Raw genomic sequence first — 26,126 nt, forward strand, 5'->3', positions numbered from 1 at the left:
GCCGGAGGCGCCACCTCCATGCCAGCCGGCGAACCGGTGGGGGAGGAGGAGTTCGCGGCCCTGATGGCGCCGCTGGGGCCCTTCGCTCCGTCCCCGCGCCTCGCGGTCGGCGTGTCGGGCGGGCCCGACAGCCTCGCCACCTTCCTTCTCGCGCATCGCTGGGCCATGGCACGTGGCGGGTCCGCGCTTGCCCTGGTGGCCGATCACGGCCTGCGCCCGGACAGCGCCGCAGAGGCCGAAGCTGTGGCGGGCCGGTTGCAGGCGAGGGGGCACGAGGTCCGTATTCTTTCCCTTGGCCTGCCTTCCGGCCCGGCCCTGCACGAAAGGGCGCGGCGGGCGCGGCTGGCGGCGCTGGAGGCGGCCGCGTCGGAAGCGGGCGCGCCCTGGTTGTTGCTGGGTCATCACCGTCGGGACCAAGCGGAGACGCTGCTGTTCCGGCTGCTACGTGGCTCGGGCGAGACCGGGCTAGCTGCCATGGCGCCCGCGCGGGCCCTGCCAAACGTGATGGTGCTGCGGCCCCTGCTGGACATGCCGGTGGCGCGGTTGGAGGCGACCGTGGCCGGTGCAGGGCTGGAGCCTGTGCGCGACCCGTCCAATGGCGATCCACGCTTCGCCCGGGCCCGGCTGCGCGCGGCGCTTGGCGATCCGTCCGGGGACGCGGCGGGGACGCAGGCGCTGGCCCTGGCGGCGGATGCCTTCGCGCGCCGCCGCGCGCGCGGCGAGGCGGCGGTGGCGGAGCGGCTGGCCCTGGCCGCCGTGTTCCGGCCCGAGGGTTGGGTGCGGCTGGATGCCGTGTCGCTGGGGCGCGATGCCGTGGCGCGGCAGGCCCTGTCGCGCCTGTTGCGGTCGGTGTCCGGCCAGCCTCATCCGCCGCCGCGCGAGGGGGTGGAGCGGCTGCTGGCGCAGGGGGGCGGAACGCTGAGCGGGGCGCTCTGGCGGGGTCGTGTCCTGTGCCGGGAGCCCGCCGCCTGCGCGCCGCCCGTCGAGGCCCGGCGCGGCGCATCCTGGGACGGGCGCTGGCATCTGGACCGGGACGTGCCGGGTGCCACCCTCGGAGCGCCGGGGGCCGATCTGGCCTGGCTGGAGCCGGCCGCGCGGCGGGACCTGCCGGCCGTGGTGCTGCGGGGCTGTCCGGCGCTGCGCCATGGGGATGGGCGGGTGGAACTCCTGCCCGGCGGGGTCTCCTTCCAGCCCGCCGGTGGCCCGCCGGCCTGATGCCGCCTGCCCCCCCCGGCCCCGGGTGTCGCGTGCGGGCTGGTGGGCCGATATGAGAAGCCCGCGAGAATCTTGCGATTTTGTGAGGTTGAGGTTCCAGAAAGCGCCGGCCCTCCCTATGTTGTGCAGGACGGGAGAAAACCGGTGCGTGACCCCGCATTTCCCCTGGCCTGCCCCCTCGGGCTTCCAGGGAAATTCGGCGCGGCGTGCCGGGGACAACCTGTCGGTCAGGACGGAAACAGCTTCAGTGAATAATTTCGGCCGGAACCTCGCGCTCTGGGTCATCGTGGCGCTGCTGCTCGTGGCGCTCTTCAACCTGTTCCAACCCTCCAGCACCAACCAGGCGCGGGGGCAACAGGTTGCCTATTCGGACTTCCTGAACGAGGTTCAGGCCGGCCGGGTCCGTGACGCGCGCATCCAGGGGCGGGTCGTTTCCGGCCAGCTGACGGACGGGCGCACCTACAGCACCTATGTGCCGGACGATCCCGCCCTGGTCGGCAAGCTGACCGAGAAGGGCGTGCGGGTCGAGGCGCGGCCGGAGGAGAGCGACGTCAACCCGCTCTTCCACTACCTGCTGAGCTGGTTCCCGATGCTGCTGCTGATCGGCGTCTGGGTCTTCTTCATGCGCCAGATGCAAGGCGGCGGCGGCCGCGCCATGGGCTTCGGCAAGAGCCGGGCGAAGCTGCTGACGGAAAAGCAGGGGCGCGTGACCTTCGACGACGTGGCCGGCATCGACGAGGCCAAGGCGGAGCTGGAGGAGATCGTCGAGTTCCTGCGCGATCCGCAGAAGTTCCAGCGCCTGGGCGGCAAGATCCCCAAGGGCGTGCTGCTGGTGGGCCCGCCGGGCACTGGCAAGACGCTGCTGGCGCGCTCGATCGCCGGCGAGGCGAACGTACCCTTCTTCACCATCTCCGGCTCCGACTTCGTGGAGATGTTCGTGGGCGTCGGCGCCAGCCGCGTGCGCGACATGTTCGAGCAGGGCAAGAAGAACGCTCCCTGCATCATCTTCATCGACGAGATCGACGCGGTGGGCCGCCATCGCGGCGCCGGGCTGGGCGGTGGCAATGACGAGCGCGAGCAAACGCTGAACCAGATGCTCGTGGAGATGGACGGCTTCGAGAGCAACGAGGGCGTCATCCTGATCGCGGCCACCAACCGGCCGGACGTGCTGGACCCGGCGCTGCTGCGCCCCGGCCGCTTCGACCGTCAGGTGGTGGTGCCGAACCCGGACGTGAACGGGCGCGAGAAGATCCTGCGCGTCCACATGCGCAAGGTGCCGCTGGCCTCCGACGTCGATCCCAAGGTGATCGCGCGCGGCACGCCGGGCTTCTCGGGCGCCGACCTCGCCAACCTCGTGAACGAGGCGGCGCTGCTGGCCGCCCGCATCGGGCGCCGCACCGTGGGCATGCTGGAGTTTGAGCAGGCCAAGGACAAGGTGCTGATGGGCGCCGAGCGCCGCTCGCTCGTGATGAGCGAGGCGGAGAAGCGCATGACCGCCTATCATGAGGCGGGCCATGCCCTGGTGGCGCTGAGCGAGGAGGAGTGCGACCCCGTCCACAAGGCGACCATCATCCCGCGCGGCCGCGCGCTGGGGCTGGTGATGTCGCTGCCGGAAGGCGACCGCTATTCCAAGCACAAGAGCAAGCTGAAGGCCGAACTGGCCATGGCCATGGGTGGCCGCGTGGCGGAGGAGATCATCTTCGGCCCGGACAAGGTCTCCAACGGCGCCTCGGGCGACATCAAGATGGCGACCGACCAGGCGCGGCGGATGGTTATGGAATGGGGCATGTCCGACAGGCTCGGCATGATCGCCTATGGCTCGAACGACCAGGAGGTCTTCCTCGGCCACAGCGTGACCCAGACCAAGAACATCTCCGAGGCCACGGCGCGGGAGATCGATGCGGAGATCCGCGGGATCATCGACGCGGCCTATGCGCGGGCGACCAAGATCCTGACGGAGAACATCGAGAGCCTGCACGCGCTGGCGAAGGGGCTGCTGGAATACGAGACGCTTTCGGGCGACGAGATCCGCACCCTGCTGCGTGGCGAGCCGGTGATCCGCAACCGTCCGGACGAGCCGGTGAACCAGGGCCGCGGCAGCGTGCCGAGCTCGGGGCGTTCCACGCCGCCGCGTCCGGCGGGCCCGTGGCAGAACCCGGCGCCTTCCGGGGCCTGATCCGCGGCGTCCCTCTTGGAGGGCGTGGATGGCATGGAATGCGACGGGGGCCTTCGGGCCCCCGTTTCCGTTTCGGCGCTGGGGAGGACTGGGATGGTGGAACGCTGGCTGGAGCCCCTGGGTCTGCTGCATGGGGACACCGCGCGGGTGGCCCTGGTGGCGGGCCATGCCGCCACGCTGCGAGGGGAGGGGCGGGCCTTCACCCTGGCCCGCCTGATCGAGGCGGGCCGGGAGGTCGGCCTTGTCCCGGTCGCGGCTTTGCCGAAGGCGTGGCGGCCGCTGCTGGCGGATCTGGCGCAGCCCCTGCCCGGTTTCGCGGGGCTGGAGCGGCGGGAGGGACGCCCGCTGGTGATGGGCATCCTCAACGTGACGCCGGACAGTTTCTCCGATGGCGGACGCTATCTCGACCATCGTGCCGCCGTTGTGGCGGGCCATGCCATGCTGGAGGCAGGGGCGGACCTCCTGGACCTGGGCGGCGAGAGCACGCGGCCCGGCGCCACTCCGGTCGATCCGGCGGCGGAGATCGCCCGCGTGGTGCCGGTGATCCGGGAACTGGCGCCGCATGCCACGATCTCCATCGACACCCGCCACGCGGCCACGATGCGGGCCGCCATCGCCGCCGGGGCGCGCGTGGTGAACGACGTTGCCGCACTGCGCGGAGCGGGGGCGCTGGAGGCGCTGGCGGATTCCGACTGTTCCGTGGTGCTGATGCACATGCCGGGGCTCGACCCCGCCACCATGCAGTCGCGCGCCGATTATCCGGACGTGGCGCTGGCGGTACAGCACTTCCTGGCGGAACGGATCGCGGCCTGCGAGGCGGCGGGGATCGCGCTCGCGCGCATCTGCGTCGATCCGGGGATCGGCTTCGGCAAGACCCTGGCGCACAACCTGGCGCTGATCGACCGCCTGCCGCTGCTGCACGGGCTGGGCTGCCGGGTGCTGATGGCGGCCTCGCGAAAGGGCTTCATCGGCCGCCTGGGGCGGGAGCCGGTGGCGGAGCGGCGGGCGCCGGGCAGCCTCGCGGTGGCCCTCGCCGCGGCGGAACGTGGCGCCGACATGCTGCGGGTCCATGACGTGGGGGAGACGGTGCAGGCCCTGCGCGTCGGCGCGGCCATCCTGGCGCCGCCCGGGGAAGGTGCCTGAAGTGGGAGGCGGGGTTTCGCGTCGCGATCATGGCGGAACCCTGTTTCCAGAGGGCCGCGGCACACGGGACATGGGGGCGGGGTGTCTTGCCCAACCGGGGCGGATATGGGAGTCCGGAGGGCAGACAGGACGGCCGGTCGCCGTTCTGCGTAGGCGTTAACGTCAATCAACGCATCCCCGTACGACGCAAGGCCGCGTACCGATGCCCGAACCATATCCCGCCCGATCCCTCCCGCCCCTGTCCGGCAAGGCCGGGGAGCGGGTCCAGGCCACCATCTTCCAGCTTCGCCGTGGCGGCGGCGTCATCGTCGTCGATGACGAGGACCGTGAGAACGAGGGCGACATGATCTTCGCCGCCCAGAGCCTGACCGTGGCGCAGATGGCGCTGATGATCCGCGAGGGCTCGGGCATCGTCTGCCTCGTGCTCACCGAGGAACATGCCGATGCGCTTGACCTGCCGCCCATGGTGGGGCGCAACAGCAGCCGCTTCGGCACCGGCTTCACCATCAGCATCGAGGCGCGGGACGGGGTCTCCTCCGGCGTCTCGGCGGCGGACCGGGTGACGACGATCCAGGCCGCCATGAAGCCGGGCGCGCGGCCGGAGGACCTGGCCCGTCCCGGCCATGTCTTTCCGCTGCGCGCGCATTCCCGGGGCCTTGCCGGGCGGCGGGGTCATACCGAGGCGACCATCGCGCTGATGGAACTGGCCGGGCTCCACCGGGCCGGGGTGCTGTGCGAGGTCACCAACCCCGACGGCAGCATGGCGCGCCTGCCGGAACTGGTCCGCTTCGCGGAGCGGGAGGGCATGCCGCTCGTGACCATCGAGGACCTTCTGGCGGCGGTCGCCGGCCGCGACACCGTATCACCCGCCGCCCTGCCGTCGCAGGGCCGCAGCAAGGAGACTGAACATGCCTGAGATCATGGTCTTCGCCGCCGAGGGGCGGACGGTCGAGCAGAAGCGTGGGCTGGTGAAGGATCTCACCGAGGCCATGGTGAAGAATTTCGGCGTTCCGGCCGAGGTCGTGACGGTGCAGATCGTGGAGGCACCGAAGACCGACAAGGCCAAGGGCGGCGTACTGTTCTGCGACCGCTGAGCTGGCGCCGAGGAGGCGCCGGGAACCTGCCCGGTCCTCCACCCCGGCCTGCCTGGAGGGGCGCTATTCCCCGGCCGCCATCGCCATTGGCTGACGCGGCGCCCGCATCGCCACCAGGGCCAGAAGCAGGGCCAGGACGGCCAGCCCGGCGCCCAGCCAGGGAAGCTGGCTATAGCCCATGCCGTGCAGCAGGGCCTGCCCGCCGATCCAGGCACCGGCGGCATTGCCCAGGTTGAAGGTGCCCTGGTTGACCGTGGAGGCGAGGTTCGGCGCTTCCCGCGCCTGGTCCACCACCCGCATCTGCAGGGGCGAGACCAGGGCGAAGACCAGCACACCCCAGACCATCATGGTGGCGATGGCCGGCACGGGCGAGGCCAGCGTGGCGGTGAAGACCGCCAGCACCAGGGCCAGCACCACGAGGATGCCGGCCACGGAGGGCATCAGCCGCCAGTCGGCGAGGCGGCCGCCGAGGAAGTTCCCGAAGGTAAGGCCGAGGCCGAAGAGCAGCAGGGCCAGGGTGACCATGTGCTCGCCCAGGCCGGTCCGGGTCTGCAGCATCGGCGCGATATAGGTGAAGACGCTGAACAGGCTGGCCGAGGCGAGGCAGCTCATCCCCATCGCCAGAAGCACCTGCCGGCTGGCCAGGGCGCGCAGTTCCTGCCGTAGCCGGGCCGGCTGGCCGCGCAGGCCGGTGGGCATCCACAGCGCCAGGGCGGCGGCGGCGGCGAGGCCGATCAGCACCACGGCCCAGAAGGTGGAGCGCCAGCCCAGCGCATGGCCCAGCGCGGTACCCAGCGGCACGCCCAGCACGTTGGCGAGCGTCAGGCCGGAGAAGACCATGGCGACGGCGGAGGCGCGGCGGTGCTTCGGCACCAAGTCCGCCGCCACCACCGAGGCGGTGCCGAAGAACGCGCCGTGGCAGAGGGCGGTGACGACGCGGGCGGCCATCAGCGTCCCGTAGCCGGGGGCGATGGCGCAGAGCGCGTTGCCCAGGATGAAGATCAGCATCAGCCCGATCAGCGCCGCCTTGCGCGGCAGCCGCCCGGTGGCCAGCGCCAGGAGCGGGGAGCCGAAGGTCACGCTCAGCGCATAGCCGCTGACCAGCAGCCCGGCGGAGGGGATGTCCACACCGAGATCCCGGGCGAGGTCGGGCAGCAGGCCCATGATGACGAATTCGGTCGTGCCGATCCCGAAGGACGCGACGGCCAGGGCCAGGAGCGGAAGGGGCATGCGGATGTCCGGCAGGAAGTGTCCCGGTGGCATGGCGGAACGCCGCGAGTTTGGCTGCAGGCTTGTGCGCCGCACAACTGCGAAAAACGCGGGGGACGGTGTTGTTCACGCGCCGCAATGCATCGGCCGGGGCGTTCTCCGGTCCCCGCGGAAGGGTTGCGGCGAGACCTTGTCACGCTCCGCGCCCGAAGCCGTGTCCGACAGACGCTTCCGGGGTTGTTCCCCGGCAGGCCAATCCGCTCTAGAGCTTTCGGCCTTTCCGCCCGGTTGGCCGGGCCGTCTTCGCGAGCATGGTGCATGAGCAAACCCGCCCCGTCTTCCCAGCGCCGCCTCTTCGGGACGGATGGCATCCGCGGCGTGGCGAACCAGGCGCCGATGGATGCGGCGACGGCGCTGCGGCTGGGGCAGGCGGCGGGCCGCTACTTCAACCGTGGCGGTCACCGGCACCGGGTGGTGATCGGCAAGGACACGCGGCTCTCGGGCTATCTGCTGGAACCGGCGCTGACCGCGGGCTTTGTCAGCGCCGGGATGGACGTGGTGCTGCTCGGCCCGCTGCCGACGCCGGCCATCGCCATGCTGACGCGCAGCCTGCGGGCCGATCTCGGCGTGATGATCTCGGCCAGCCACAATCCCTTCGAGGACAATGGCATCAAGCTCTTCGGGCCGGACGGGCTGAAGCTGTCGGACGCGCAGGAGAACGAGATCGGGGCGCTGATGGCGGGCGACCTCTCCGCCGCGCTGGCGGCGCCGGGGCGGCTGGGGCGGACCTCGCGGCTGGAGGATGCGGCGGGGCGCTACATCGAGGCGGCGAAGTCGGCCTTTCCCAAGGGGCTGACCCTGGCGGGGATGCGGATCGTGGTGGATTGCGCCAACGGCGCGGCCTATCGCGTCGCGCCGACCGTGCTGTGGGAACTGGGGGCCGAGGTCGTGTCACTCGGGGTCCATCCGGACGGGTTCAATATCAATGCCGGCTGCGGCTCCACCGCGCCGGGGCGGATGGCGGAGCTGGTGCGCGAGCGGCGGGCCGACCTGGGCATCGCGCTGGACGGCGATGCCGACCGGCTGGTGATGTGCGACGAGACGGGGGCCATCGTCGATGGCGACCAGATCCTGGCGCTGGTGGCAGAAACCTGGGCCTCGCAGGGGCGGCTGCGCGGCGGCGCGGTGGTGGCCACGGTGATGTCCAACCTGGGGCTGGAGCGCCGGCTGAAGGCGCAGGGCATCGGGCTGGAGCGGACGCGGGTGGGCGACCGCTATGTCGGGGAGCGGATGCGGGAGCTGGGCTGCAACCTGGGCGGCGAGCAGTCGGGGCACCTGATCCTGGCGGATCACGGCACCACGGGGGACGGGCTGGTGGCGGCCTTGCAGGTGCTGGCGGCGATCGTCGAGGAGAAGCGGCCGGCGAGCGCGGTCTGCCGCCGCTTCGAGCCGCTGCCGCAGAAGCTGGTGAACCTGCGGCATTCCGGCGGCGACCCGCTGACGAACCCGCTGGTGATCGAGGCGATCCGGGCCGCCGAGGCGGATCTGGGCGCGCGCGGGCGGCTGCTGATCCGCCCGAGCGGCACGGAGCCGCTGATCCGGGTGATGGTGGAGGCGGAGGAGGCCTCGATGGTCGAGAGGCTGACGTCGGAGCTGGCCGAGACCATCCGGGCCGTGGCGGCCACGCCGGAGCGCAAGCCCGGTACGAAATCCAGCCGGCAGGAGGCCGCGGAATGAAGGGTCGGGTCCTGATCGTCGCCGGATCGGATTCCGGCGGCGGCGCCGGAATCCAGGCGGACATCAAGGCGGTCACCGCGCTCGGCGGCTATGCCGCCACGGCGATCACCGCGCTGACGGCGCAGGACACGCTGGGCGTCCATGCGGTGCATCCGGTGCCGCAGGATTTCATCGCACGGCAGATCGCGCTCAGCCTCGCCGACATCGGCGCCGATGCGGTGAAGACCGGCATGCTGGGCGACAGCGCCACCATCGGAACGGTCGCGGCGGAACTGGAGCGTGACGGGCGCGGCATCCCGCTGGTGCTGGACCCGGTGATGGTGGCCAAGGGCGGCTCGCGCCTGCTGGCGGAGGAAGCGGTGGCGGCACTGAAGCGGCGGCTGCTGCCGCTCGCCACGGTGGTCACGCCGAACGTCCCGGAGGCCGAGGTGCTGGCCGGTGCCAAGGTTCGCGACCTGGAGGGGATGCGGGCGGCGGCGGCGGCGATCCTGGCGCTGGGCGTGCCGGCGGTGCTGCTCAAGGGCGGGCACCTGCCGGGCGAGCGGCTCTACGACCTGCTGGCCACGCCGGCGGGGATGGAGGTCTTCGAGAGCGCACATATCGACACGGTGCATACCCATGGCACCGGCTGCACCCTGGCCAGCGCCATCGCGACCGGGCTGGCGCAGGGACTGGCGTTGCGGGAGGCGGTGGCGCGGGGCCGCGCCTATGTGCAGGCGGCGATCCGCAACGCGCCCGGCTTCGGCAAGGGGCACGGGCCGCTGGACCACGGGGTGACGGTGGACCCGGCGCGGGTCGAGGCCCTGGGCCGATGAGGCGCCGGCTGGGGGGAGCGGGCTGATGGCGCTGCATGTCTTCTTCGTGGACGCCTTCGCCGAGCGGGTCTTCGAGGGCAATCCGGCGGCGGTGGTGCCGCTGGAGACCTGGCTGCCGGACACGGCGATGCAGGCCATGGCGGCCGAGCACAACCTGAGCGAGACGGCCTTCCTGGTGCCGGACAGGGCGGGGCAGTGGCACCTGCGCTGGTTCACCCCGGCGACGGAGGTGGAGCTCTGCGGCCATGCCACGCTGGCCACGGCGCATGTGCTGGCCACGGAGTTCGGCATCGCCGGGCCGCTGCGCTTCCGCACCCTGTCGGGGATGCTGAGGGTGGAGCAGGAAGGGGATCTCTACATGCTGGACTTCCCGGCCCGCGGTGCGGTCCGGGCGGAGCCGCCTGCCGGGCTGTCCGAGGCCCTGGGCGCCACGCCGCGCGAGGTCTGGCGTTCGCGCGACTGGCTCTGCGTCCTCGACACGGCGGAGGAAGTGCGGCGCCTGCGGCCGGATCACGGGCGCATCGCCGCGCTGGCCGGCGGGGATGCCGATGCCGCACCGGCGCGGGTGATCGTCACCGCCCCCGGGGATGACGGGGTGCATGACGTGGTCTCCCGTTTCTTCGCGGCCAGCGTGGGCGTGCCGGAGGACCCGGTGACGGGCGTGGCGCATACCCAGCTCCTGCCTTTCTGGGCGGCGCGGCTGGGGCGGCGGAAGCTGGTCTGCCGGCAGGCCAGCCGGCGCGGCGGCACCCTGTGGTGCGAGCTGCGCGGCGGGCCCGATGCGGATGGCATCCCGCCGGAGGACACAGGCGGGGCCCGTGCCCTCATGGGCGGGAAGGCGGTGCTCTACGGCCGGATGGAGCTGGCGCTGCCGGGCTGAGCCCGGCCCTCGGCCTGCACCGTTTCCGCATCCTCCCCATCCTCCAGGCGAAGCCTGATGTAGGAGGCCTGCACCACCGTCATCGCCACGGCCAGGATCGGGGCGGCCAGCACCACGCCGAGCAGCCCCGCCACGGTGCCCATGACCGTCTGCGACAGCAGCAGCAGGGCGGGCGGCAGGTCGGCCGTCTGCTTCTGCACGATGGGGGTCAGGACATTGCCCTCCAGCATCTGCACCACGAAATAGACGCCGAGCGCCCAGGGCACGAGGGAGGGGTCCTTGCCCAGCGCCATCAGGGCCGCCGGCAGGGCCGCCGCGATGGCGCCGATATAGGGCACGAAGCTGGTCAGCCCGGCGATGGCGCCGAGCAGCGGGGAAAGCGGCACGCCCAGCGCCCAGAGGCCCAGCCAGATCAGCACGCCGTTGAAGACCATGGCGCAGAGGGCGCCCAGCAGCCAGCCGCGCAGCGCACCCCCGGTGGCGTCGAGTACGTGCATCCCGTCCGGCCGCAGGTCGGGCGAGAGCAGGGCGGCGAAGCCGCGGCGGTAGAGCGAGGGCTCCGAGGCGAGGTAGAGCGCCAGCAGCACGATCAGCACGATGTTGGCGAGGCCGCCCAGCGTGCCGCTGATGCCCATGGCCGCCATGCCCGCCGCCTGGTCGCCGACCGCGGAGATCACCCGTTCCGGCTGGAAGTGGTTGATCTGCTGCTGGACCCAGGGGAAGTCGGAAAGGTAGTCCTGCAGCGAGCGCAGCGCCTGGGGGGCGGATTGGGCGAAGAGCTGGATCTGGGCGGAAAGCGGCTTGACCGAGGCCCAGATGCCCAGGCCGAGCACCAGGGCGACGAGCACCGCCACCAGCAGCACGGCCCAGCCGCCGCCGAGGCCGGTCTTCACCACGATCGGGGCGGCCAGGGCGCGCAGCCCGACCGCGAGAATGGCCCCGGCGAAGCCGATCAGCAGGGCATTGGGCACCAGCCAGCACATCAGCGCGAAGGCGATGAGCAGGACGGTGAGCGAGAGGGTCGAGCGGGTCATGCGGCTGGGTGGATTCCATGCAACTGCCTGTCTATGCGGTGCCGGCCGGGGGCCGGGCAAGGCGCGCGCCGATCACCGAAGGCGGCGCAACCAGTCCCGCACATAGCTGCGCTTGACCACCGTGATGGTGACCGCCGCCAGCGGCGCGGCGACGGCCAGGGCGAGCAGGCCGAGCAGGCCGAACAGCGCCCGGGAAGAGCTGGGACATGAGCAGCATGCCGGGCGGCAGGTCCACCGCCCTGGACTGGATGAGGGGGGTGTTCCGGTTGCGGCGGACCGAAGCGCGTGGGGGCCGTTGTGCCCCTGACGCCCTGCAGGACCCCTTATGGCCGATCGGCGGGAGCTGACCAGCGGGCAGCATGCCTTGCCCGCCAAGCGAGGCAGGGCGTAACCCTCGCTTCTCCAACCCTCGCTTCTCTCCGGGCCGCCGCGCCCGGGCTCCGAGCGAGCCGAGGGCTCGTCACCTGGGAAGACCGCACGCCGATGCCCGTCGCGACCGAAAAGCCGAATCTCCGCCCGAGCAATCCCTGCTTCTCCTCCGGCCCCTGTGCCAAGCGGCCGGGCTGGTCGCCGGAAGTGTTGGCCGCGGCCCTGGTCGGGCGCAGCCACCGGGCCAAGGATGCCAAGGCGCGGCTGGGCGAGGTGATCGAGCGGTCGCGCGCCATGCTGGGCATGCCGGAGGGCTGGCGCCTGGGCATCGTGCCGGCCTCCGACACCGGGGCGGTGGAGATGGCGCTCTGGTCACTTCTGGGGGTGCGGGGCGTCGATGTGCTGAGCTGGGAGTCCTTCTCCGGCGAATGGGCCAACGACATCGTCACGCAGCTCCGCCTGCCGGATGCGCGGGTGCTGAAGGCGCCCTATGGGCAACTGCCCGACCTCGCCGCCGTGGACTGGGCGCGGGACGTGGTCTTCGTGTGGAACGGCACGACCTCGGGCGTGCGGGTGCCGGACGGGGGCTGGATCGCGCCGGACCGGGAAGGACTGGCGATCTGCGATGCCACCTCGGCGGCCTTCGCCATGGACCTGCCCTGGGACCGGCTCGATGTGGTGACCTGGTCCTGGCAGAAGGTACTGGGGGGCGAGGCCGGGCATGGGATGCTGGCGCTCTCGCCGCGCGCCGTGGAGCGGCTGGCCTCCTTCACCCCCGACCGGCCGCTGCCGAAGGTCTTCCGCCTCGCCAAGGGCGGCAGGCCGATCGAGGGCATCTTCGCCGGGGACACGATCAACACGCCCTCTATGCTCTGCGTCGAGGATGCGCTGGATGGGCTGCGCTGGGCGGAATCCATGGGCGGGCTCGCGGGGCTGAAGGGGCGGTCGCAGGCGAACCTCGCCGCCGTCGCGCGCTGGGTGGAACGCCGCGACTGGGTGGAGTTCCTGGCGGAGGACCCGGCCACGCGCTCCTCGACCTCGATCTGCCTGCGCATCGTGGCGCCCTGGTTCATCGCGCTGGATGCCGAGGCGCAGGGCAAGGCGGCGAAGATGCTGACCGGGCTGGTCGAGGCGGAAGGGGCAGGGTTCGACCTTGCCCCCTATCGCGACGCGCCGCCGGGGGTGCGGATCTGGGGCGGCGCGACGGTAGAGACCGCGGATATCGAGGCGCTGCTGCCCTGGCTCGACTGGGCCTGTGCGGAAACCAGGGCGCGTTTCGCGGGCTGAGGCCCGGCTGGCCTGCCATCAGAAGGGCAGGCCGGAATTGCTGCTGGGCCCCGGGCTGCCGGCGATGAGGGCGGTGCGGGCGGCGGCCTGATCCACCAGCGGCAGGCGGGGCAGGTGCTGCAGCCTTTGCAGCGTGGCGGCACCGCCGAGCGGGAAGGCCGGGCCGCTCAGCGCCGCCTGGGCCTGCGCCATGTCCCCGGCCTGGGCAGCGCGCAGGGCGCGGTAGAGGCCGGCCTGGACCGGGCGCGGGGGCGCCGCCTCGGCGATGCCCGCCGCCTGCCGCATCTGGCGGCGGGCCATCAGGAGCTGCGGCTGCAAGGTCGAGATGCGGCCGGTCTGCCAGAGCGGGTCGGTCTGCGCCGCCTCGGCCAGCTGCTCCACCCGCAGCGCGGCGAAGAGCGACTTGTCCAGACGTCCCTCCATCCCGGCGGTATGGCCGAAGTCCTCCAGCGCATCCTGGGCGCCGAGGGTGAAGGGATCGCCCCAGCCGGACACGTCCGGGCCGGGCTGCCGCGTGGTGCAGGCAGCGAGCAGGAGGGGAGCGAGAAGGAGAAGAGCGGCAGGCCTTTTCATGGCAGACCCTCGTGGATACGGGATGTGAACGGTTCTCCGGCCTTGCCGTTCCCCGTGCAGGCTGCCACACAGCCGCGCGCGCTTTTCATGCCGTTCGAGACCACGAGACGAGATGCCCTCCGACAGTCCCAACCCCGCCCTGTTGCCGGCGGGCCTGTCCGACCTGCTCCCCCCCGACGCCGCGCGCGAGGCCGCGCTGGTGGAGGCGATGCTCGCCGTCTTCGCGGCCCATGGCTATGAGCGGGTGAAGCCGCCGTTGCTGGAGTTCGAGGAAGGGCTGCTGGCCGGGTCCGGCGCCGCCGTGGCGGAGCAGACCTTCCGCCTGATGGACCCGGTGAGCCAGCGCATGATGGGGCTGCGCGCCGACATGACGCCGCAGGTGGCGCGGCTGGCCGCAACCCGGCTGCGCGGGGTGGAACGGCCGCTGCGGCTTTCCTACTCCGGTCAGGTGCTGCGGGTCCGCGGCTCGCAGATCGCGCCGGAGCGGCAATTGCCGCAAGCGGGGATCGAGCTGATCGGCATCGACTGCGCCGCCGCCGATGCCGAGGTGGCGTTGGTGGGTGTCGAGGCGCTGGCGCGGGTGGGGGTGGAGAATGTCGCCCTCGACATCACCCTGCCCGCCATGTCCCCGGCGCTGCTGGATGCCGCCGGGCTGGCAGGCGAGGCACGGAACGCCCTGGCGCGGGCGCTGGACCGCAAGGATGCCGCCGCCGTCGCCGCGCTGGCCGAACAGGCCGGGCCGCCGGCGGTGTTCCTGCCCGGGCTGCTGGCCGCCGCCGGCCCCGCCGATGCCGCGCTGGCGGCGCTGGAAGCCGTCGCCCTGCCGCCACGGGCGCGGGCCATCGCCGACAATGCCCAGGCGGTGATCGCCGCCATCCGCGCCCGCGCACCCGACCTGCGCATCACGCTGGACCCGGTGGAGTTCCGCGGCCTGCGCTACCACACCGGCGTGGCCTATACGATCTTCGGCCCGGGCCGCACCGGGGAGATGGCGCGGGGCGGGCGGTACATGTCGGGCGAGGAGCCCGCCACCGGCCTGACGCTCTATCCCGATGCCGTGCTGCGCGCCGCGCCGCGGTGGGCTGGGCCGGCGCGGGTCTTCCTGCCGGCGGGCGCCGATCCCGCCGCCGGGGCCGCGCTGCGGGCGCGGGGCTTCGTCACCGTGCAGGCGCTGTCGCGGGACGACGATCCGCGTCGCCTGCGTTGTTCCCATATCCTGCATGGCCGGGAGGCCGTGCCATTCGACGGCGCCGCCGCGCCGGTTTCCGGAAAGGACTGAACATGGCCAATGTCGCCGTGATCGGCGCCCAGTGGGGCGACGAGGGCAAGGGCAAGGTCGTGGACTGGCTGGCCAGCCGCGCCGATATCGTCGTCCGCTTCCAGGGTGGCCACAATGCGGGCCACACGCTGGTGGTGGGCAACCAGACCTACAAGCTGAGCCTGCTGCCCTCCGGCGTGGTGCGCGGCAAGCTGGGCATCATCGGCAATGGCGTGGTGCTGGACCCGGTGGCGCTGCTGAGCGAGATCGAGAAGGTCGGCAAGCAGGGGCTGGAGGTCGGCCCGCACAACCTGCGCATCGCCGAGAACGTGCCGCTGATCCTGCCGCTGCACCCGGCGCTGGACAAGGCGCGCGAGGCGGCGCGGGGCGAGAACAAGATCGGCACCACGGGCCGCGGCATCGGACCGGCCTATGAGGACAAGGTGGCGCGCCGCGCCATCCGCCTCTGCGACCTGGCGGACGAGGCGATCCTCTCGGCCAAGCTGGACGAGCTGCTGCTGCACCACAACACGCTGCTGCGCGGCCTGGGCGCCGAGGAGTTCCGCAAGGAGGACCTGCTCAAGGACCTGCTGGCGCTGGCGCCGAAGCTGCTGCCCTTCGCCGAGCCGGCCTGGGAGCGCCTGGACGCCGCCCGCACCGAGAACAAGCGCGTGCTGTTCGAGGGCGCGCAGGCGGTAATGCTGGACGTGGACCACGGCACCTATCCCTTCGTCACCTCCTCCAACACCGTGGCGGGCAATGCCGCGGCGGGGGCGGGCGTCGGGCCGCACGCGGTCGGCATGGTCCTGGGCATCGCCAAGGCCTACACCACCCGCGTCGGCTCTGGGCCGTTTCCGACGGAGCTGCATGACGAGATCGGCAAGCGCCTGGGTGAGCGGGGCCGCGAGTTCGGCACCGTCACCGGGCGTCCGCGCCGCTGCGGCTGGTTCGACGCCACGCTGGTTCGGCAGGCGGTGAAGGTCGGCGGCGTGCAGGGTTTGGTGCTGACCAAGCTGGACGTGCTGGACGGGCTCAAGGAGATCAAGGTCTGCACCGGCTACCGGCTGGATGGGGAGGTGGTGAAGCGCCTGCCGGCCTCCGCCGCCGCCCAGGCCAAGGTCGAGCCGGTCTACGAGACCATGGAAGGCTGGAGCGAGAGCACCAAGGGCGCGCGCTCCTGGGCCGAGCTGCCGGCGACGGCGGTGAAATATGTCCGCCGCATCGAGGAACTGGTCGAGGCGCCGGTGACGATGCTCTCCACCAGCCCGGAGCGCGACGACATCATCCTGATGAGCGACCCCTTCGCGGGCTGAGCCGTCAGGCTCCATCAGCCCTGGGGCGGCGGGTCACGGCCCGCCGCCATCCCCGGCATAGACGAAGACCACCTCCGCCACGGCCAGGGAAAGCTCCCGCGTGTCGTCGCCCCGGCCCTCGCGCGCCGGGCTGCCATGGGTGAGGCTGTCGAGGCGCAGCACGTCGAAGGCCAGCGCCTCCTCGGGCACGATCAGCACCTCCGTCCCACCCTCCACCGGTTGCAGGCGCAGCGGTGCGTGGCGGGCATCGAGGCTGGCCAGCAGGCGCGGCCGGTCGCTGCCATAGACCTGCGCGACCCGCAGCCGCACCGCGCGCACCGGGCGCCAGGGGTCCGGATTCTCGACCATGCCGCTCGGTCCCATCCAGCGGAAGGCTTCCTCCGGCGGGTGCCAGCCCAGGGTGAAGGCGCCGTCGCCGGGGCCGAGGCGCCGTTCCGCCGGCAGCACGGCCGGGGGCGGCGTGGCCTCGTCGAGCAGGGCACGCAGGGGGGTGAGCAGGCCTTCGATCCTGTCATCGGGCGCGGCGATCCGGCCGCCTTCCGGGCCGCCGCCGGCGATCAGTCCGACCACATGCTCCACGAAAGCCTCGAAGCGGGCGTCGCGCGTGGCGAAGCCGTGGTCGAGGTCCAGGCGCAGCCGTGCATCCCGCAGAGTGCTGGCCTGTTCCAGGCGGCGCAGCCTTGCCGCGAGCCCGGCCAGGGTCTCGGCCTCCTGCAACACGACCGGCGCGAGGGCCCAGCGGGCGAGGGGTGCCTCCACCCCTTCCGCGCGGATCTCCACGCTCAGCCCCGCCTCGCCGATCTCCTCTGGCCGCAGCGACAGGGCGAAGCGGATCACCGAGGCGCCGTCGGGCCGGGGGCGGGGCGGTTCCGCCACGATGGCGCGCGGCAGGGCGCCGTTCACCCGCGCGGAGAGGGGCGGGGCGAAGAGCCCGTTCACCGCGTTCACCAGCCGGCCGTGCAGCACGCCCTGGCGGGCCTCCAGAGCCTCCACCGCCGGCTCGCCCGGGCCGAGCAGCGCCCAGGCCACGCGCCCGTCCGCCAGGGCAAGGGGCGGCACCAGGTCCCCGCCGCCGCCGGGGCAAGCGAAGCGCAGCATCTCGCCGGGTGCGGCGCAGGGCAGGCGGCCGATGCGGAGCGTGAGCGGGTCGCCGGGCTGGAACTCTACGGAGCCTTCCGGAAGCCCGGCGCGGCCGGCCTCCATGCCGCCCAGCCAGGCGATCAGAGGCGCCTCCAGCCGGCCCGGCGTCACGCAGCGCAGGCGCAGGAGGCCTGTCTCCAGTCCCGCATGCTCGAAGGCGGGAGGCCTCGGCCCAGCATCCGTCAAACCGTGTTCCTCTCCTGCTCCGGCATGGCGCCCTGCTACCTGAACGGGATGGGCCCAGATGGACATGACGCAATCATCCTGAGAGGTTAATCAATCATCAACCATTGGCGAGAGTGCCCTCCCTTCAGGCCGGAGATCAGGCTTCTGCGACCCAGGCTGCACGTCTTTTCCCCGATGCCGCCGATCCGGAACGGGATCGCCGATTACGCCCGGGCCCTGACTGACGCGCTTTCCGGCGCCTATGACTGCGACATCCGCGAATCGGAGGAGGCCGCCGGGGCTGCCATTCCCCCGGGGGCGAGGGCGCTGCACCAGCTCGGCAACAATCCCGGCCATGCCTTCGTGCTGCGCGCGCTGCGGCGGGTGCCGGGGGTGGTGACGCTGCATGACATGACCCTCGCCGTGCCGGCGCGCCTCGCCCTGCCGCCCGGAGAGATCCAGGCGGCCCGGCCGGCGCTGTGGGAAGGGCTGGGGAAGCCGCGGCTGGAGGGGGGCGCCTGCCCGGCGCGGCGGCCTCGGCGCTGGACCTGCTGCGGCCCGCCCTGCGCGGGGCGAGGGCCGTGGTGGTGCATTCGCGCCATGCCGAGGGGCTGTTGCGGCAGCGCTGTCCGGAACTGGCCCTGCGCTGCGCGGTCATCCCGCATCTGGCCCTGCCGGGCCCGTACGACCGGGAAGCGGCGCGCGTGGCGCTGGGCCTGCCGAGGGATGCCTTCGTGATCCTCACCGCGGGCTTCGCCTCGCGCGCCAAGCGCCTCGGCTGGGTGGCGGAGGCCGTGGCCGCGCTGGCGCCGCGCCGGCCGGGCCTGCTCTGGCTCCATGCCGGGGAATGGGACGAGGCGGTGACAGGACCGCCCGGCCCGGTGGTGGAGCGCCTGCGGGCGGAGGGCCGGCTGCGCGTGACGGGCTTCCTGGAGGAATCGGCGCTCGGCCTCCACATCGCCGCCTGCGACGTCCTGGCCAATCTGCGCGCGCCCTCGGTGGGGGAGAGCTCCGGCACCCTGGCACGTGCCCTGGCGGCGGGGCGCTGCGCGCTGGTCTCCGACACGGGGGCCTATGCCGAGTTGCCGCGCGATGCGGTGCTGGCGCTGCCCGCCCTGGCGCCGCAGCGCGCGATGGTGGCGGCCCTGGCGGCACTGAGCCGCGATCCCGGGCTGTGCGACGCGATCGGGGAGCGGGCGCGGCTCTTCGCCCGGACGGTGCTCTCGCCGGATTCAGTGGCGCGGGCCTATCGCGCCGTGATCGAGGACTTCCGCGCCGCGCCGCCGCCGCTCGCGGTGCCGCCGGGTCCCGCCCATCCGGTGCCGCTACGGGGCGCACGCCCGCGCATCCTGCTGGTCTCGCCGCTCTCGCCCCTGCCGGTACGGGCGGGCAATGCGGCCCGTATCCACCGGCTGGCCGGGGCCCTGGCCAGCCGTGGCCTGCCGATGGAACTGGCGGCGCCGCCCGGCAAGGCGTCGGGCGGAGACGATGCCTCGCCCTGGCTGGCACGGCATCCCATCCCCTGGCGCCCGGCGCGCTTTCCCGCCCATGCCGACCGTTGGGCGTTGGACGACTGGTGCCCGCCGGAGACGGTGGAGGCGGTCGCGGCGCTGCACCGGCAGGGGCGCTACGACGTGGTGATCGCCTCCTACACCTGGATGTCGGCGGTGCTGGAGGCGGTGCCGGGGGCCTTCCGCGTGCTGGACACCCACGATCTGGTCGGCGGGCGCGCCAGGGAGGCGGCGCGGCTCGGCCTCGCGCCATCCTGGTTCTGGACCGGGCTGGCGGAGGAAGCGGCGGGGCTGGCACGGGCCGAGCTGGTCCTGGGCATCCAGCCGGAGGAAAGCGAAGTGCTGCGCCGGCGCGGCGCGCGGGCGGTGCTGACGGTGGGCCATGCGACCGGGCCAGGGGCTGTGCCGCCCCGCGCCAGGGGACCGGCGGCCTGGGATTTCGGGCTGCTGGCCAGCGCCAATGTCTGGAACCTCCATGGGGTGGCGGCGCTGGACCGGGCCCTGGCCCCGCACCCGGGAATTTCCTGGCTCCTGGCCGGGGAGGCCGGGGTGGCGGGCGGCTTCCGCTCCGCTGGCATGGCCATCGGACCGGTGGCGGAGGCGGGCGCCTTTTACCGGCTGGTGGATTGCGTCGTGAACCCGGTCGAGGGCGGCACCGGGCTGAAGATCAAGACCGTGGAGGCCCTGGGTCTCGGGCATCCGGTGATCGGCACGCGCCACGCCTTTGCCGGACTCGGAGCGCGGCATCCGGCGCAGCAGGCCGGGGATGCGGCGGCGGTGGCGGGCTGGATGGCGGAATACCGTGCCAGCCCCGCCCTGCGCACGGAGCTCCTGGCCGCCTCGCGGGAACTGGCCGGACGGTGGCATGCATCGGTGGAGGAAGGGCTGGACCGCCTCGCCGCGCTTCTGCGGGCGGGGCGGGTCAACCCGGCGCCTGGAACCGGCGCGCCGGGTTGAAGCGCGGCTGCGTCCAGTTCCGCGACCAGACGGGCAGCACTTCCGCCGGCATGGGGCGGCCGACCGCATAGCCCTGGGCGTGCGAGACCCCGGCGGCGGCGGCGGCACGCCAGAGGCCCAGATCGGAAATGCCCTCCGCGACCACACGCATCCCGGCCGAATCGGCCTGCCGTACCACGCGCCGGACCATGTTCCGCGCGCGGTGGCTGTGGCGCATGGCGGCGGTGACGCTGCGGTCCAGCTTCACGCCGCCGAAAGGCAGGTCCAGCAGCGATTCGCGGGGATCGTCGAGGCAGAGGTCGTCCAACAGCACCTCGTGGCCGGCCCGGCGTAGCCGCAGCAGGGCGCGCCGCAGCAGGCTGCGGTCCTCGACCGGCGTTGTCTCCGTCAGCTCCAGCGCCAAGGCATGGGCGGGCAGGCCGGCTTTGGCCAGGATCAGGCCGAGCCAGGCGGCGGTGTCGTCCTGCAGCAGCACGCCAAGCGGCAGATTCACCGAGACACGGCAGTTCCTTCCCCGGCGGCGGCTGCGGCGCACCATGGCGAATTCCTGCGCGGCACGGCGCGCCACGGCGATGGACAGGTCCAGCCCGAGTCCGGCGCTTTCCACGATTGGCACGAAGCTTTCGGGCGAATAGCGTTCGGTCGGGGCCTCCCAGCGCGCCAGGGCTTCGGCGCCGGCCGGCTGGCCGTCGCGGATGCGGACGATGGGCTGGTAGCGCACCGAGACCTGGCCTTGCAGCAGGCCGAGCCGGATCGCCTCCGTGTCCTCCGCCAGGGGCGTGGCGGCGGGAAGGGACCGCATGGCGGCGCGAATCGCCCGGGGCGAAAGGGCGGCGGCGTGGTCGCGGCTCAGCACCATGCTGCGGGTGGCGCCAAAGGCATCGGCCGTCGCGACGCGGAGCTCGTCGATCCCGTTGCCGCTGGCACCATCCTCCAGGATCAGGAGGCGGGGCGGCTCATCCGCTGCCAGGACGGCATTCAAGGCTTCCTGCGGGGAAAAGGCGTGTTGCAGCCCGGAGGCCGGCTGGCCGAGCGCGCTCACCGCGCTGCGCGCGGCCCGGAGCACGCCCTGGTCCTGGGTCAGAACCATGATGGGTGCCTGCGCGTCCTCCGCCCTGTCGCCGGAATTGATCATGGGCCCCGCAAAGCGTTCCTCCCGTTGATCGGCAGCATATGGGCATGAACTGGTCACGGGGAAAGAAGTTACCTTAGTATCAAAAAATAGACAATACAGAAGTGTGAACGTTGCGGAAATCTTCATGCTTTCCGTAAGCTCCCGAAGGGAACTACAGCTTCAGCGACGCCAGTTGCTGACGGACCAGCCGTGTCCAGTCGGCCTCACTCAGAAAGGCGGGAAGTATGCCCGCGGCATTCGACTGCGCCACGTATTCCGGGTCCGCCACCACCTTGGCCAGCGCCGTGGCCAACGGAATGGCCAGGGCATCTGGCGTACCGGCGGGCAGCACGAAGCCGCGCCGGGCGGAGGCCACCAGGGGAATGCCCCGCTCACTCAGGATGGGTGTTTCCGGCAGAAGGGCGCAGCGCTCCGCCAGGGCCAGCCCCAGCGCCGTGAGCCGGCCTTCCTGCAACGCGGCGATGGCATCGGAGAGCCGGACCAGAGCGGCAGAGACATTGCCTGAGAGGGTCGCTTGCCGGGCGGCGGCGGCGGAGGGGAAGTGCAGCGGCACCAGCGGCAGGTGTTCCTGCAGCATTGGCGCGGCAAGGGCGGCGGTGGAACCCTCCGGTGGCAGAGCCAGGGTTTGCGGCTCCCGCTCACGTTGCAGGCTGGCAAGGCTCGTTTCCGGTGGCGCGACGAGCGTGAGGGGGTCCTCCGCCACCGCGCCGAGGAGGCGAAGCCGCCTGAGCAGGCCCGGGGCGCGGCCCATTCCGGGTTCCACGAAGATGTCGGGCGTGACCGCATAGCCCAGGCTGCGGCCATTGACGGGGGCGGCGGCGATGCCGGCGAGCAGTTGCGCGCGGGTGGCATCCGGGCGGTTCACCACGGAAACGGCGTGGCGCGGCAGGTGGCGTTCCAGAAAGGGGGCGAAGGCCCGGAGCCAGAGGTCGCTCGGCCCGCCCTCCGCCCCTCCGGTCAGCAGGGTGACCTCCCCCGCGGCCCCGGCGGGATGGGCGCGTGCCGGGAAAGGCGCCGCCAGTCCCGCCGCCAGGCTCAGCAGCAGGCGCCTGCCCGGTGCCGCCGCTGGCCTCACCGGCGAAGCCACGGGCCGGGTCTCCACAGGGCTCCGGCCGGCATCTCCTCGGCCCGGCCCCATCGGCCCGCCGTCATCGTTGCGGCTGGGCCTCCGGCTTCTTTGCGGGTGTCTGGGCAGGTTTCTGCGAGGGCTTCGCCGGAGTCTTCATGCCGGTTGCCGAAGGCGCTGCGGGGCGCGCCTCGCCGCGGCGCAGCCGGTGCTCGCCCAGGAAGAGCAGCAGCGGCGCCGCGATGAAGATGGAGGAGGAGGTCGCCACCACGATGCCGAAGATCACCGTCCAGGCGAAGCCGGACAGGGTGTCGCCGCCGAAGATGGCCAGTGGCAGGGCGGACAGCAGCAGCGTGACCGAGGTGCCGACGGTGCGGTTCAGCGTCTGGTTGATCGACAGGTCGATCACCTCCCGCAACGGCGTGGTCTTGAACTTGCGCAGGTTCTCGCGGACGCGGTCATAGACCACGACCTTGTCGTTCACGCCGAAGCCGATGATCGTCAGGATCGCGGCGACGGTGGTCAGGTTGAACTCGATCTGCGTGACGGCCAGGAAGCCCACCGCCTTGGTGGTGTCGAGGATCAGCGTCGTCACCGCGCCCACGGCGAACTGCCATTCGAAGCGGACCCAGATGTAGACCAGCATCGCCAGCAGCGAGAAGCCGAGGGCGTAGAGCCCGTTGCGGAACAGCTCGTCCGAGACGCGGTTGCCCACGGCGTCGGTACGCAGGATGCGGCTGCCGGGGGCGACCTGGTCCAGCGCGCCGCGCACGCGGTTGACGACCTGCTGCGTCGCCGCCTCGTCGCCCTGCACGGGCAGGCGGATCAGCACGCTGTCGGGGCTGCCGAATTCCTGCACGCCAGCCTCGCCCACGCCCAGCGCATCGAGCGCGGAGCGGGTGCGGGCCAAGTCGGCGGGCCCCGGGGTGCGCACCTCCATGAGGATGCCGCCCTTGAAGTCGATGCCCTTCTCCAGCCCCGGATGGAAGGCGAGCACCACCGAGGCCAGCGACAGGATCGCCGAGACCAGGATGCCCATGTAGCGGCCGCGCATGAAGGGGATGCGCGTGCCGTCCGGGACGACGCGGAAGAGGGGATGGGTCAGGAGTCGAAGCATGGTTTGCCCCCTTCAGACCGGCAGGCTGCGCGGCCGGCGCGAGCGGAACCAGTACGAGATCATCAGGCGGACCAGCGTGGTGGCGGTGAAGAGGTGCACGACGGTGCCCAGCGCCACGGTCACCGCGAAGCCCTTCACCGGGCCGGAGCCGAAGAGGTAGAGCGCGGCCATGGCCAGCAGGTTGGTGACGTTGCTGTCCAGGATGGTGCCATAGGCCTTGCTGAAGCCTGCCTCCAGCGCGGAAGCGGGCGCGCGCCCGGCCTGCACCTCCTCGCGGATGCGCTCGTTGATCAGGATGTTGGCATCCACCGCCGTGCCGAGGGTGAGCACGACGCCGGCGATGCCGGGCAGGGTGAGCGTGGCGCCGAGCAGCGAAAGCGCGGCGCCGGTGAGCACGAGGTTCACCAGCAGGGCGAGGTTGGCGAACCAGCCGAAGAGCCCGTAGGCGGTGCCCATGTAGAGCAGCACGAAGAGCGTGCCGGTGCCGAGCGCGATCAGCCCGGCGCGGATGGCGTCGGCGCCGAGCTCGGGGCCGACCGTGCGCTCCTCCACCACCGTCAGCGGCGCAGGCAGGGCGCCGGCGCGCAGGAGGGCGGCGAGGTCGCTGGCCGACTGGGCGTTGAAGGAGCCGCTGATCTGGCCGCGCCCGCCCGTGATGGGCTCGCGGATCACCGGGGCGGTCAGCACCTTGTCGTCCAGCACGATGGCGAAGGGGCGGCCGACATTGGCGCGGGTGATGTCGGCGAAGCGGCGGGAGCCGACCGAATCGAAGGTGAAGCTCACCACCCATTCGCGCGTCTGCGGGTCCTGCGAGGCGCGGGCGTCGGACAGGTTGGCGCCGTCCACCGCCACCTGCCGGCGCACGGCATAGCGCTGGCCGTCGCGCTCCCCGGTCAGGAACATGGTGCCGGGCGGCGGCACGGTGGCCTGCGGGTTCGCGTTCTCGTCCAGCAGGTGGAAGGTCATCTTGGCGGTGCGGCCGAGGAGCTGTTTGATCCGGTTCGGATCGTCCACGCCGGGGAGCTGCACCAGCACGCGGTCCTGGCCCTGGCGGGCGACAAGGGCCTCGGCCACGCCGGTTTCGTCCACGCGGCGGCGGACGATCTCGACCGACTGGTCCACCGCGCCGCTGGCCCGGGCCTGGAGCCCGGCCTGGGTGACGGTCACGTTCAGCGCGCCGTCACCGGTGGCGGCGACCTCGATGTCCGGGCTGGTGGCGCCGGTGGAGGCGGTGACCGGGTTCGCCAGGTCGCGAAGCTGGGCCGCCGCCGTGTCGGCCTGGGCCGGGTCGCGCAGGCGCACGGTCACGCGGCGGTTCGGCTCGTCCGTCGCGATGGCGGTGTAGCCGATATTGGCCTGCCGCAGCCGGGTGCGGGCGCCGTCGGCGATGGCCTCCAGCCGGTCATGCGCCACGCGGTTCAGGTCCACCTCCAGCAGCAGGTAGGAACCGCCGCGCAGGTCGAGGCCGAGGGAGATCTGCCGCTGCGCCCAGGAGGGCAGGGCGGAGCTGGGGAGGAAGTTGGGAAGGCAGAGCAGGATGCCGAGCGCGATGACACCGAGGATCGCGGCGACCTTCCATCGCGCGAAGTACAACATGGTCCTTGAGATCAGCCCCTGGTTGAGGGGGCGGAACATGAAGTTTGCGCCGGTTTCATGCAAGACGCTGGCGTGATGCGGATGGTGACAGGGATGCCGCGCCGCCCCGGGCGTGGTTTTCCCGCCCGCTTTCCCGCCCGTCCTCTCCGCTGGCCACCGCCTCCCGGGGGCCTTGCGCGCTTCAACCCGGCGCCCGGATGATCTAGAGCCGGCGGCGGAGTGCATGGGTGATGCACGCGATCGGTGCCGGAGAAGACGGATGCGGCTGAAGCTGGGCGTGCTCGGAGCAGGGCATTTCGGACGGTTCCACGTGCTGAAGGCGGCCGCGGGCCCACGGGTGGAGCTGGTGGGGCTGCACGACCATGACCCGGAGCGCGCCGCCACCGTGGCCGGGGAGGTGGGGGTGCCGGCGCTGCCCGCCGCCGAGGTGATCGCGCGGGCCGATGCGGTGATCGTGGCGACGCCGACCGCCTTCCACCACGGGCTGGCGCGGCAGGCGCTGGAGGCCGGGCGGCATGTGCTGGTGGAGAAGCCCATTGCCGCGACGCTGGCCGAGGCGGACGAGCTGATCGCCCTGGCGGCGGCGAAGGGGCTCGTGCTGCAGGTCGGGCATCTGGAGCGCTTCTCGGCCGGCTTCGCCGCGCTGATGGGCGGGGAGGGCGGGGTCGCGGCCCGGATCGGGCGGCCGCTCTACATGGAGGCGGTGCGGATCGCACCCTTCCGCCCCCGCTCACTGGACGTGCCGGTGGTGCTGGACCTGATGGTGCACGACATCGACCTGGCCTTCGCGCTGTTCGGCGCGCCATTGGTCGGCGTCGATGCGGTGGGCGGGCCGATCGCCTCGGCGCAGACGGACATCGCCAATGCCCGGCTGCGCTTCGGCAATGGCGGGGTGGCGACGCTGACGGCGAGCCGGGTCAGCCTGAAGATGGAGCGGCGGCTGCGCCTCTTCGGCACCGAGGGCTATCTGCAGATGGATTTCCTGGCCCGCACCATGCACGTGGTGCGCAAGGGCGAGGGCGCGGCGCTGGAGCAGCTTCCGGGCTTCGGCGCGGAACAGTCCTCCTGGCAGGACCGCGACAGCCTGGAGGCCGAACATGCGGGCTTCGTGGCGGCCTGCCTGGATGGCGCGCCGGTGCGGGTAGATGGCGCGGCCGGGCGTGCGGCGCTGGATGCCGCGCTGCGGGTGGAGGAGGCGCTGGCCGCCTCGCGTCTCGCCGCCGGAGTCTGAGCGGAGGTCCCGGCTTTCTCTTCGGTCTCAACATTGCCGGGATGATGAACGCCAACATGCTGAACAGCCGGTTCGAGGGCTGCGCCTCGGCGATGACCGGCTGTT

The 26,126-nt window shown here is 72.4% G+C and carries 21 protein-coding genes; 13 read left to right on the forward strand and 8 right to left on the reverse strand.

The annotated features are described in order from the left end of the window. The first annotated feature begins 18 nt into the window (after positions 1-18). The 5 genes from tilS (at position 19) to CTJ15_RS06650 (ending at position 5,628) form a co-directional block, all read left to right on the forward strand. Positions 19-1,215, forward strand: coding sequence for a tRNA lysidine(34) synthetase TilS (gene tilS, locus CTJ15_RS06630; protein WP_099781367.1), 1,197 nt, complete (start codon positions 19-21; stop codon positions 1,213-1,215). A gap of 247 nt (positions 1,216-1,462) precedes the next feature. After that, positions 1,463-3,391: an ATP-dependent zinc metalloprotease FtsH gene (gene ftsH, locus CTJ15_RS06635; protein WP_019459977.1), complete on the forward strand. Its 1,929-nt coding sequence runs from the start codon at positions 1,463-1,465 to the stop codon at positions 3,389-3,391. Between the two features lie 93 nt (positions 3,392-3,484). Continuing rightward, positions 3,485-4,534: a dihydropteroate synthase gene (gene folP, locus CTJ15_RS06640; protein WP_075822190.1), complete on the forward strand. Its 1,050-nt coding sequence runs from the start codon at positions 3,485-3,487 to the stop codon at positions 4,532-4,534. Positions 4,535-4,736: 202 nt separating this feature from the next. Continuing rightward, a complete protein-coding gene (gene ribB / locus CTJ15_RS06645) occupies positions 4,737-5,450 on the forward strand; it encodes a 3,4-dihydroxy-2-butanone-4-phosphate synthase (protein WP_075822189.1) in 714 nt (237 codons plus the stop codon). Beyond that, positions 5,443-5,628: a tautomerase family protein gene (locus tag CTJ15_RS06650; RefSeq protein ID WP_019459980.1), complete on the forward strand. Its 186-nt coding sequence runs from the start codon at positions 5,443-5,445 to the stop codon at positions 5,626-5,628. The genes ribB and CTJ15_RS06650 overlap by 8 nt, the downstream gene beginning before the upstream one ends. 63 nt (positions 5,629-5,691) lie before the next feature. Here CTJ15_RS06650 and CTJ15_RS06655 read toward each other — a convergent pair whose 3' ends face one another. Then, positions 5,692-6,858 (reverse strand): MFS transporter, encoded by a 1,167-nt coding sequence (locus tag CTJ15_RS06655; protein WP_171979063.1) that lies wholly within the window; start codon positions 6,856-6,858, stop codon positions 5,692-5,694. A gap of 297 nt (positions 6,859-7,155) precedes the next feature. Between CTJ15_RS06655 and glmM the strand changes: the two genes are divergently transcribed. From glmM to CTJ15_RS06670, 3 genes are read left to right on the forward strand one after another with little or no spacing between them, the layout of a single operon-like run. Then, complete coding sequence (gene glmM / locus CTJ15_RS06660; RefSeq protein ID WP_051004740.1) at positions 7,156-8,574, forward strand: phosphoglucosamine mutase; 1,419 nt, start codon at positions 7,156-7,158, stop codon at positions 8,572-8,574. Further along, complete coding sequence (gene thiD / locus CTJ15_RS06665; RefSeq protein ID WP_019459983.1) at positions 8,571-9,389, forward strand: bifunctional hydroxymethylpyrimidine kinase/phosphomethylpyrimidine kinase; 819 nt, start codon at positions 8,571-8,573, stop codon at positions 9,387-9,389. The genes glmM and thiD overlap by 4 nt, the downstream gene beginning before the upstream one ends. Positions 9,390-9,414: 25 nt before the next feature. Further along, positions 9,415-10,269 (forward strand): PhzF family phenazine biosynthesis protein, encoded by an 855-nt coding sequence (locus tag CTJ15_RS06670; RefSeq protein WP_099781368.1) that lies wholly within the window; start codon positions 9,415-9,417, stop codon positions 10,267-10,269. On the opposite strand, the gene CTJ15_RS06675 is transcribed toward CTJ15_RS06670, so the two are convergent. Next, on the reverse strand, positions 10,236-11,303 hold the full coding sequence (locus CTJ15_RS06675) for an AI-2E family transporter (protein WP_099781369.1): 1,068 nt from the start codon (positions 11,301-11,303) through the stop codon (positions 10,236-10,238). The two genes, CTJ15_RS06670 and CTJ15_RS06675, sit on opposite strands and share 34 nt — an antisense overlap. Before the next feature lie 483 nt (positions 11,304-11,786). Between CTJ15_RS06675 and CTJ15_RS06680 the strand changes: the two genes are divergently transcribed. Continuing rightward, positions 11,787-12,959: a phosphoserine transaminase gene (locus tag CTJ15_RS06680; protein ID WP_075822187.1), complete on the forward strand. Its 1,173-nt coding sequence runs from the start codon at positions 11,787-11,789 to the stop codon at positions 12,957-12,959. Between the two features lie 18 nt (positions 12,960-12,977). Here CTJ15_RS06680 and CTJ15_RS06685 read toward each other — a convergent pair whose 3' ends face one another. After that, a complete protein-coding gene (locus tag CTJ15_RS06685; protein ID WP_058390528.1) occupies positions 12,978-13,532 on the reverse strand; it encodes a hypothetical protein in 555 nt (184 codons plus the stop codon). Between the two features lie 112 nt (positions 13,533-13,644). Between CTJ15_RS06685 and CTJ15_RS06690 the strand changes: the two genes are divergently transcribed. Further along, complete coding sequence (locus tag CTJ15_RS06690; protein ID WP_019459989.1) at positions 13,645-14,811, forward strand: ATP phosphoribosyltransferase regulatory subunit; 1,167 nt, start codon at positions 13,645-13,647, stop codon at positions 14,809-14,811. 2 nt (positions 14,812-14,813) lie between these two features. Then, positions 14,814-16,103, forward strand: coding sequence for an adenylosuccinate synthase (locus tag CTJ15_RS06695; protein ID WP_019459990.1), 1,290 nt, complete (start codon positions 14,814-14,816; stop codon positions 16,101-16,103). 33 nt (positions 16,104-16,136) lie between these two features. Here the strand turns inward: CTJ15_RS06695 and CTJ15_RS06700 are convergent, their stop codons facing one another. Next, positions 16,137-17,429, reverse strand: coding sequence for a hypothetical protein (locus tag CTJ15_RS06700; RefSeq protein WP_099781370.1), 1,293 nt, complete (start codon positions 17,427-17,429; stop codon positions 16,137-16,139). A gap of 560 nt (positions 17,430-17,989) precedes the next feature. Between CTJ15_RS06700 and CTJ15_RS06705 the strand changes: the two genes are divergently transcribed. Continuing rightward, on the forward strand, positions 17,990-19,876 hold the full coding sequence (locus CTJ15_RS06705) for a glycosyltransferase (RefSeq protein ID WP_151904028.1): 1,887 nt from the start codon (positions 17,990-17,992) through the stop codon (positions 19,874-19,876). On the opposite strand, the gene CTJ15_RS06710 is transcribed toward CTJ15_RS06705, so the two are convergent. The 4 genes from CTJ15_RS06710 to secD form a co-directional block, all read right to left on the reverse strand. Next, the gene (locus CTJ15_RS06710; RefSeq protein ID WP_193009645.1) at positions 19,842-21,011 is read right to left on the reverse strand and encodes an EAL domain-containing protein; all 1,170 of its coding nucleotides are present in this window, start codon (positions 21,009-21,011) and stop codon (positions 19,842-19,844) included. The two genes, CTJ15_RS06705 and CTJ15_RS06710, sit on opposite strands and share 35 nt — an antisense overlap. Positions 21,012-21,162: 151 nt before the next feature. Next, a complete protein-coding gene (locus tag CTJ15_RS06715; RefSeq protein ID WP_193009646.1) occupies positions 21,163-22,098 on the reverse strand; it encodes a tripartite tricarboxylate transporter substrate-binding protein in 936 nt (311 codons plus the stop codon). A 61-nt stretch (positions 22,099-22,159) separates the two neighbouring features. Next, positions 22,160-23,194, reverse strand: a complete 1,035-nt coding sequence (gene secF / locus CTJ15_RS24715) for a protein translocase subunit SecF (RefSeq protein WP_019459995.1) — start codon at positions 23,192-23,194, stop codon at positions 22,160-22,162. A gap of 12 nt (positions 23,195-23,206) precedes the next feature. Beyond that, positions 23,207-24,829, reverse strand: a complete 1,623-nt coding sequence (gene secD, locus CTJ15_RS24720) for a protein translocase subunit SecD (protein ID WP_226946065.1) — start codon at positions 24,827-24,829, stop codon at positions 23,207-23,209. Between the two features lie 220 nt (positions 24,830-25,049). Between secD and CTJ15_RS06730 the strand changes: the two genes are divergently transcribed. Further along, positions 25,050-26,021 (forward strand): Gfo/Idh/MocA family protein, encoded by a 972-nt coding sequence (locus tag CTJ15_RS06730; protein ID WP_075822516.1) that lies wholly within the window; start codon positions 25,050-25,052, stop codon positions 26,019-26,021. The last annotated feature ends 105 nt before the right edge of the window (positions 26,022-26,126 follow it).

Source organism: Roseomonas sp. FDAARGOS_362 (genome assembly GCF_002754815.1).
Lineage (GTDB): Bacteria > Pseudomonadota > Alphaproteobacteria > Acetobacterales > Acetobacteraceae > Roseomonas > Roseomonas mucosa.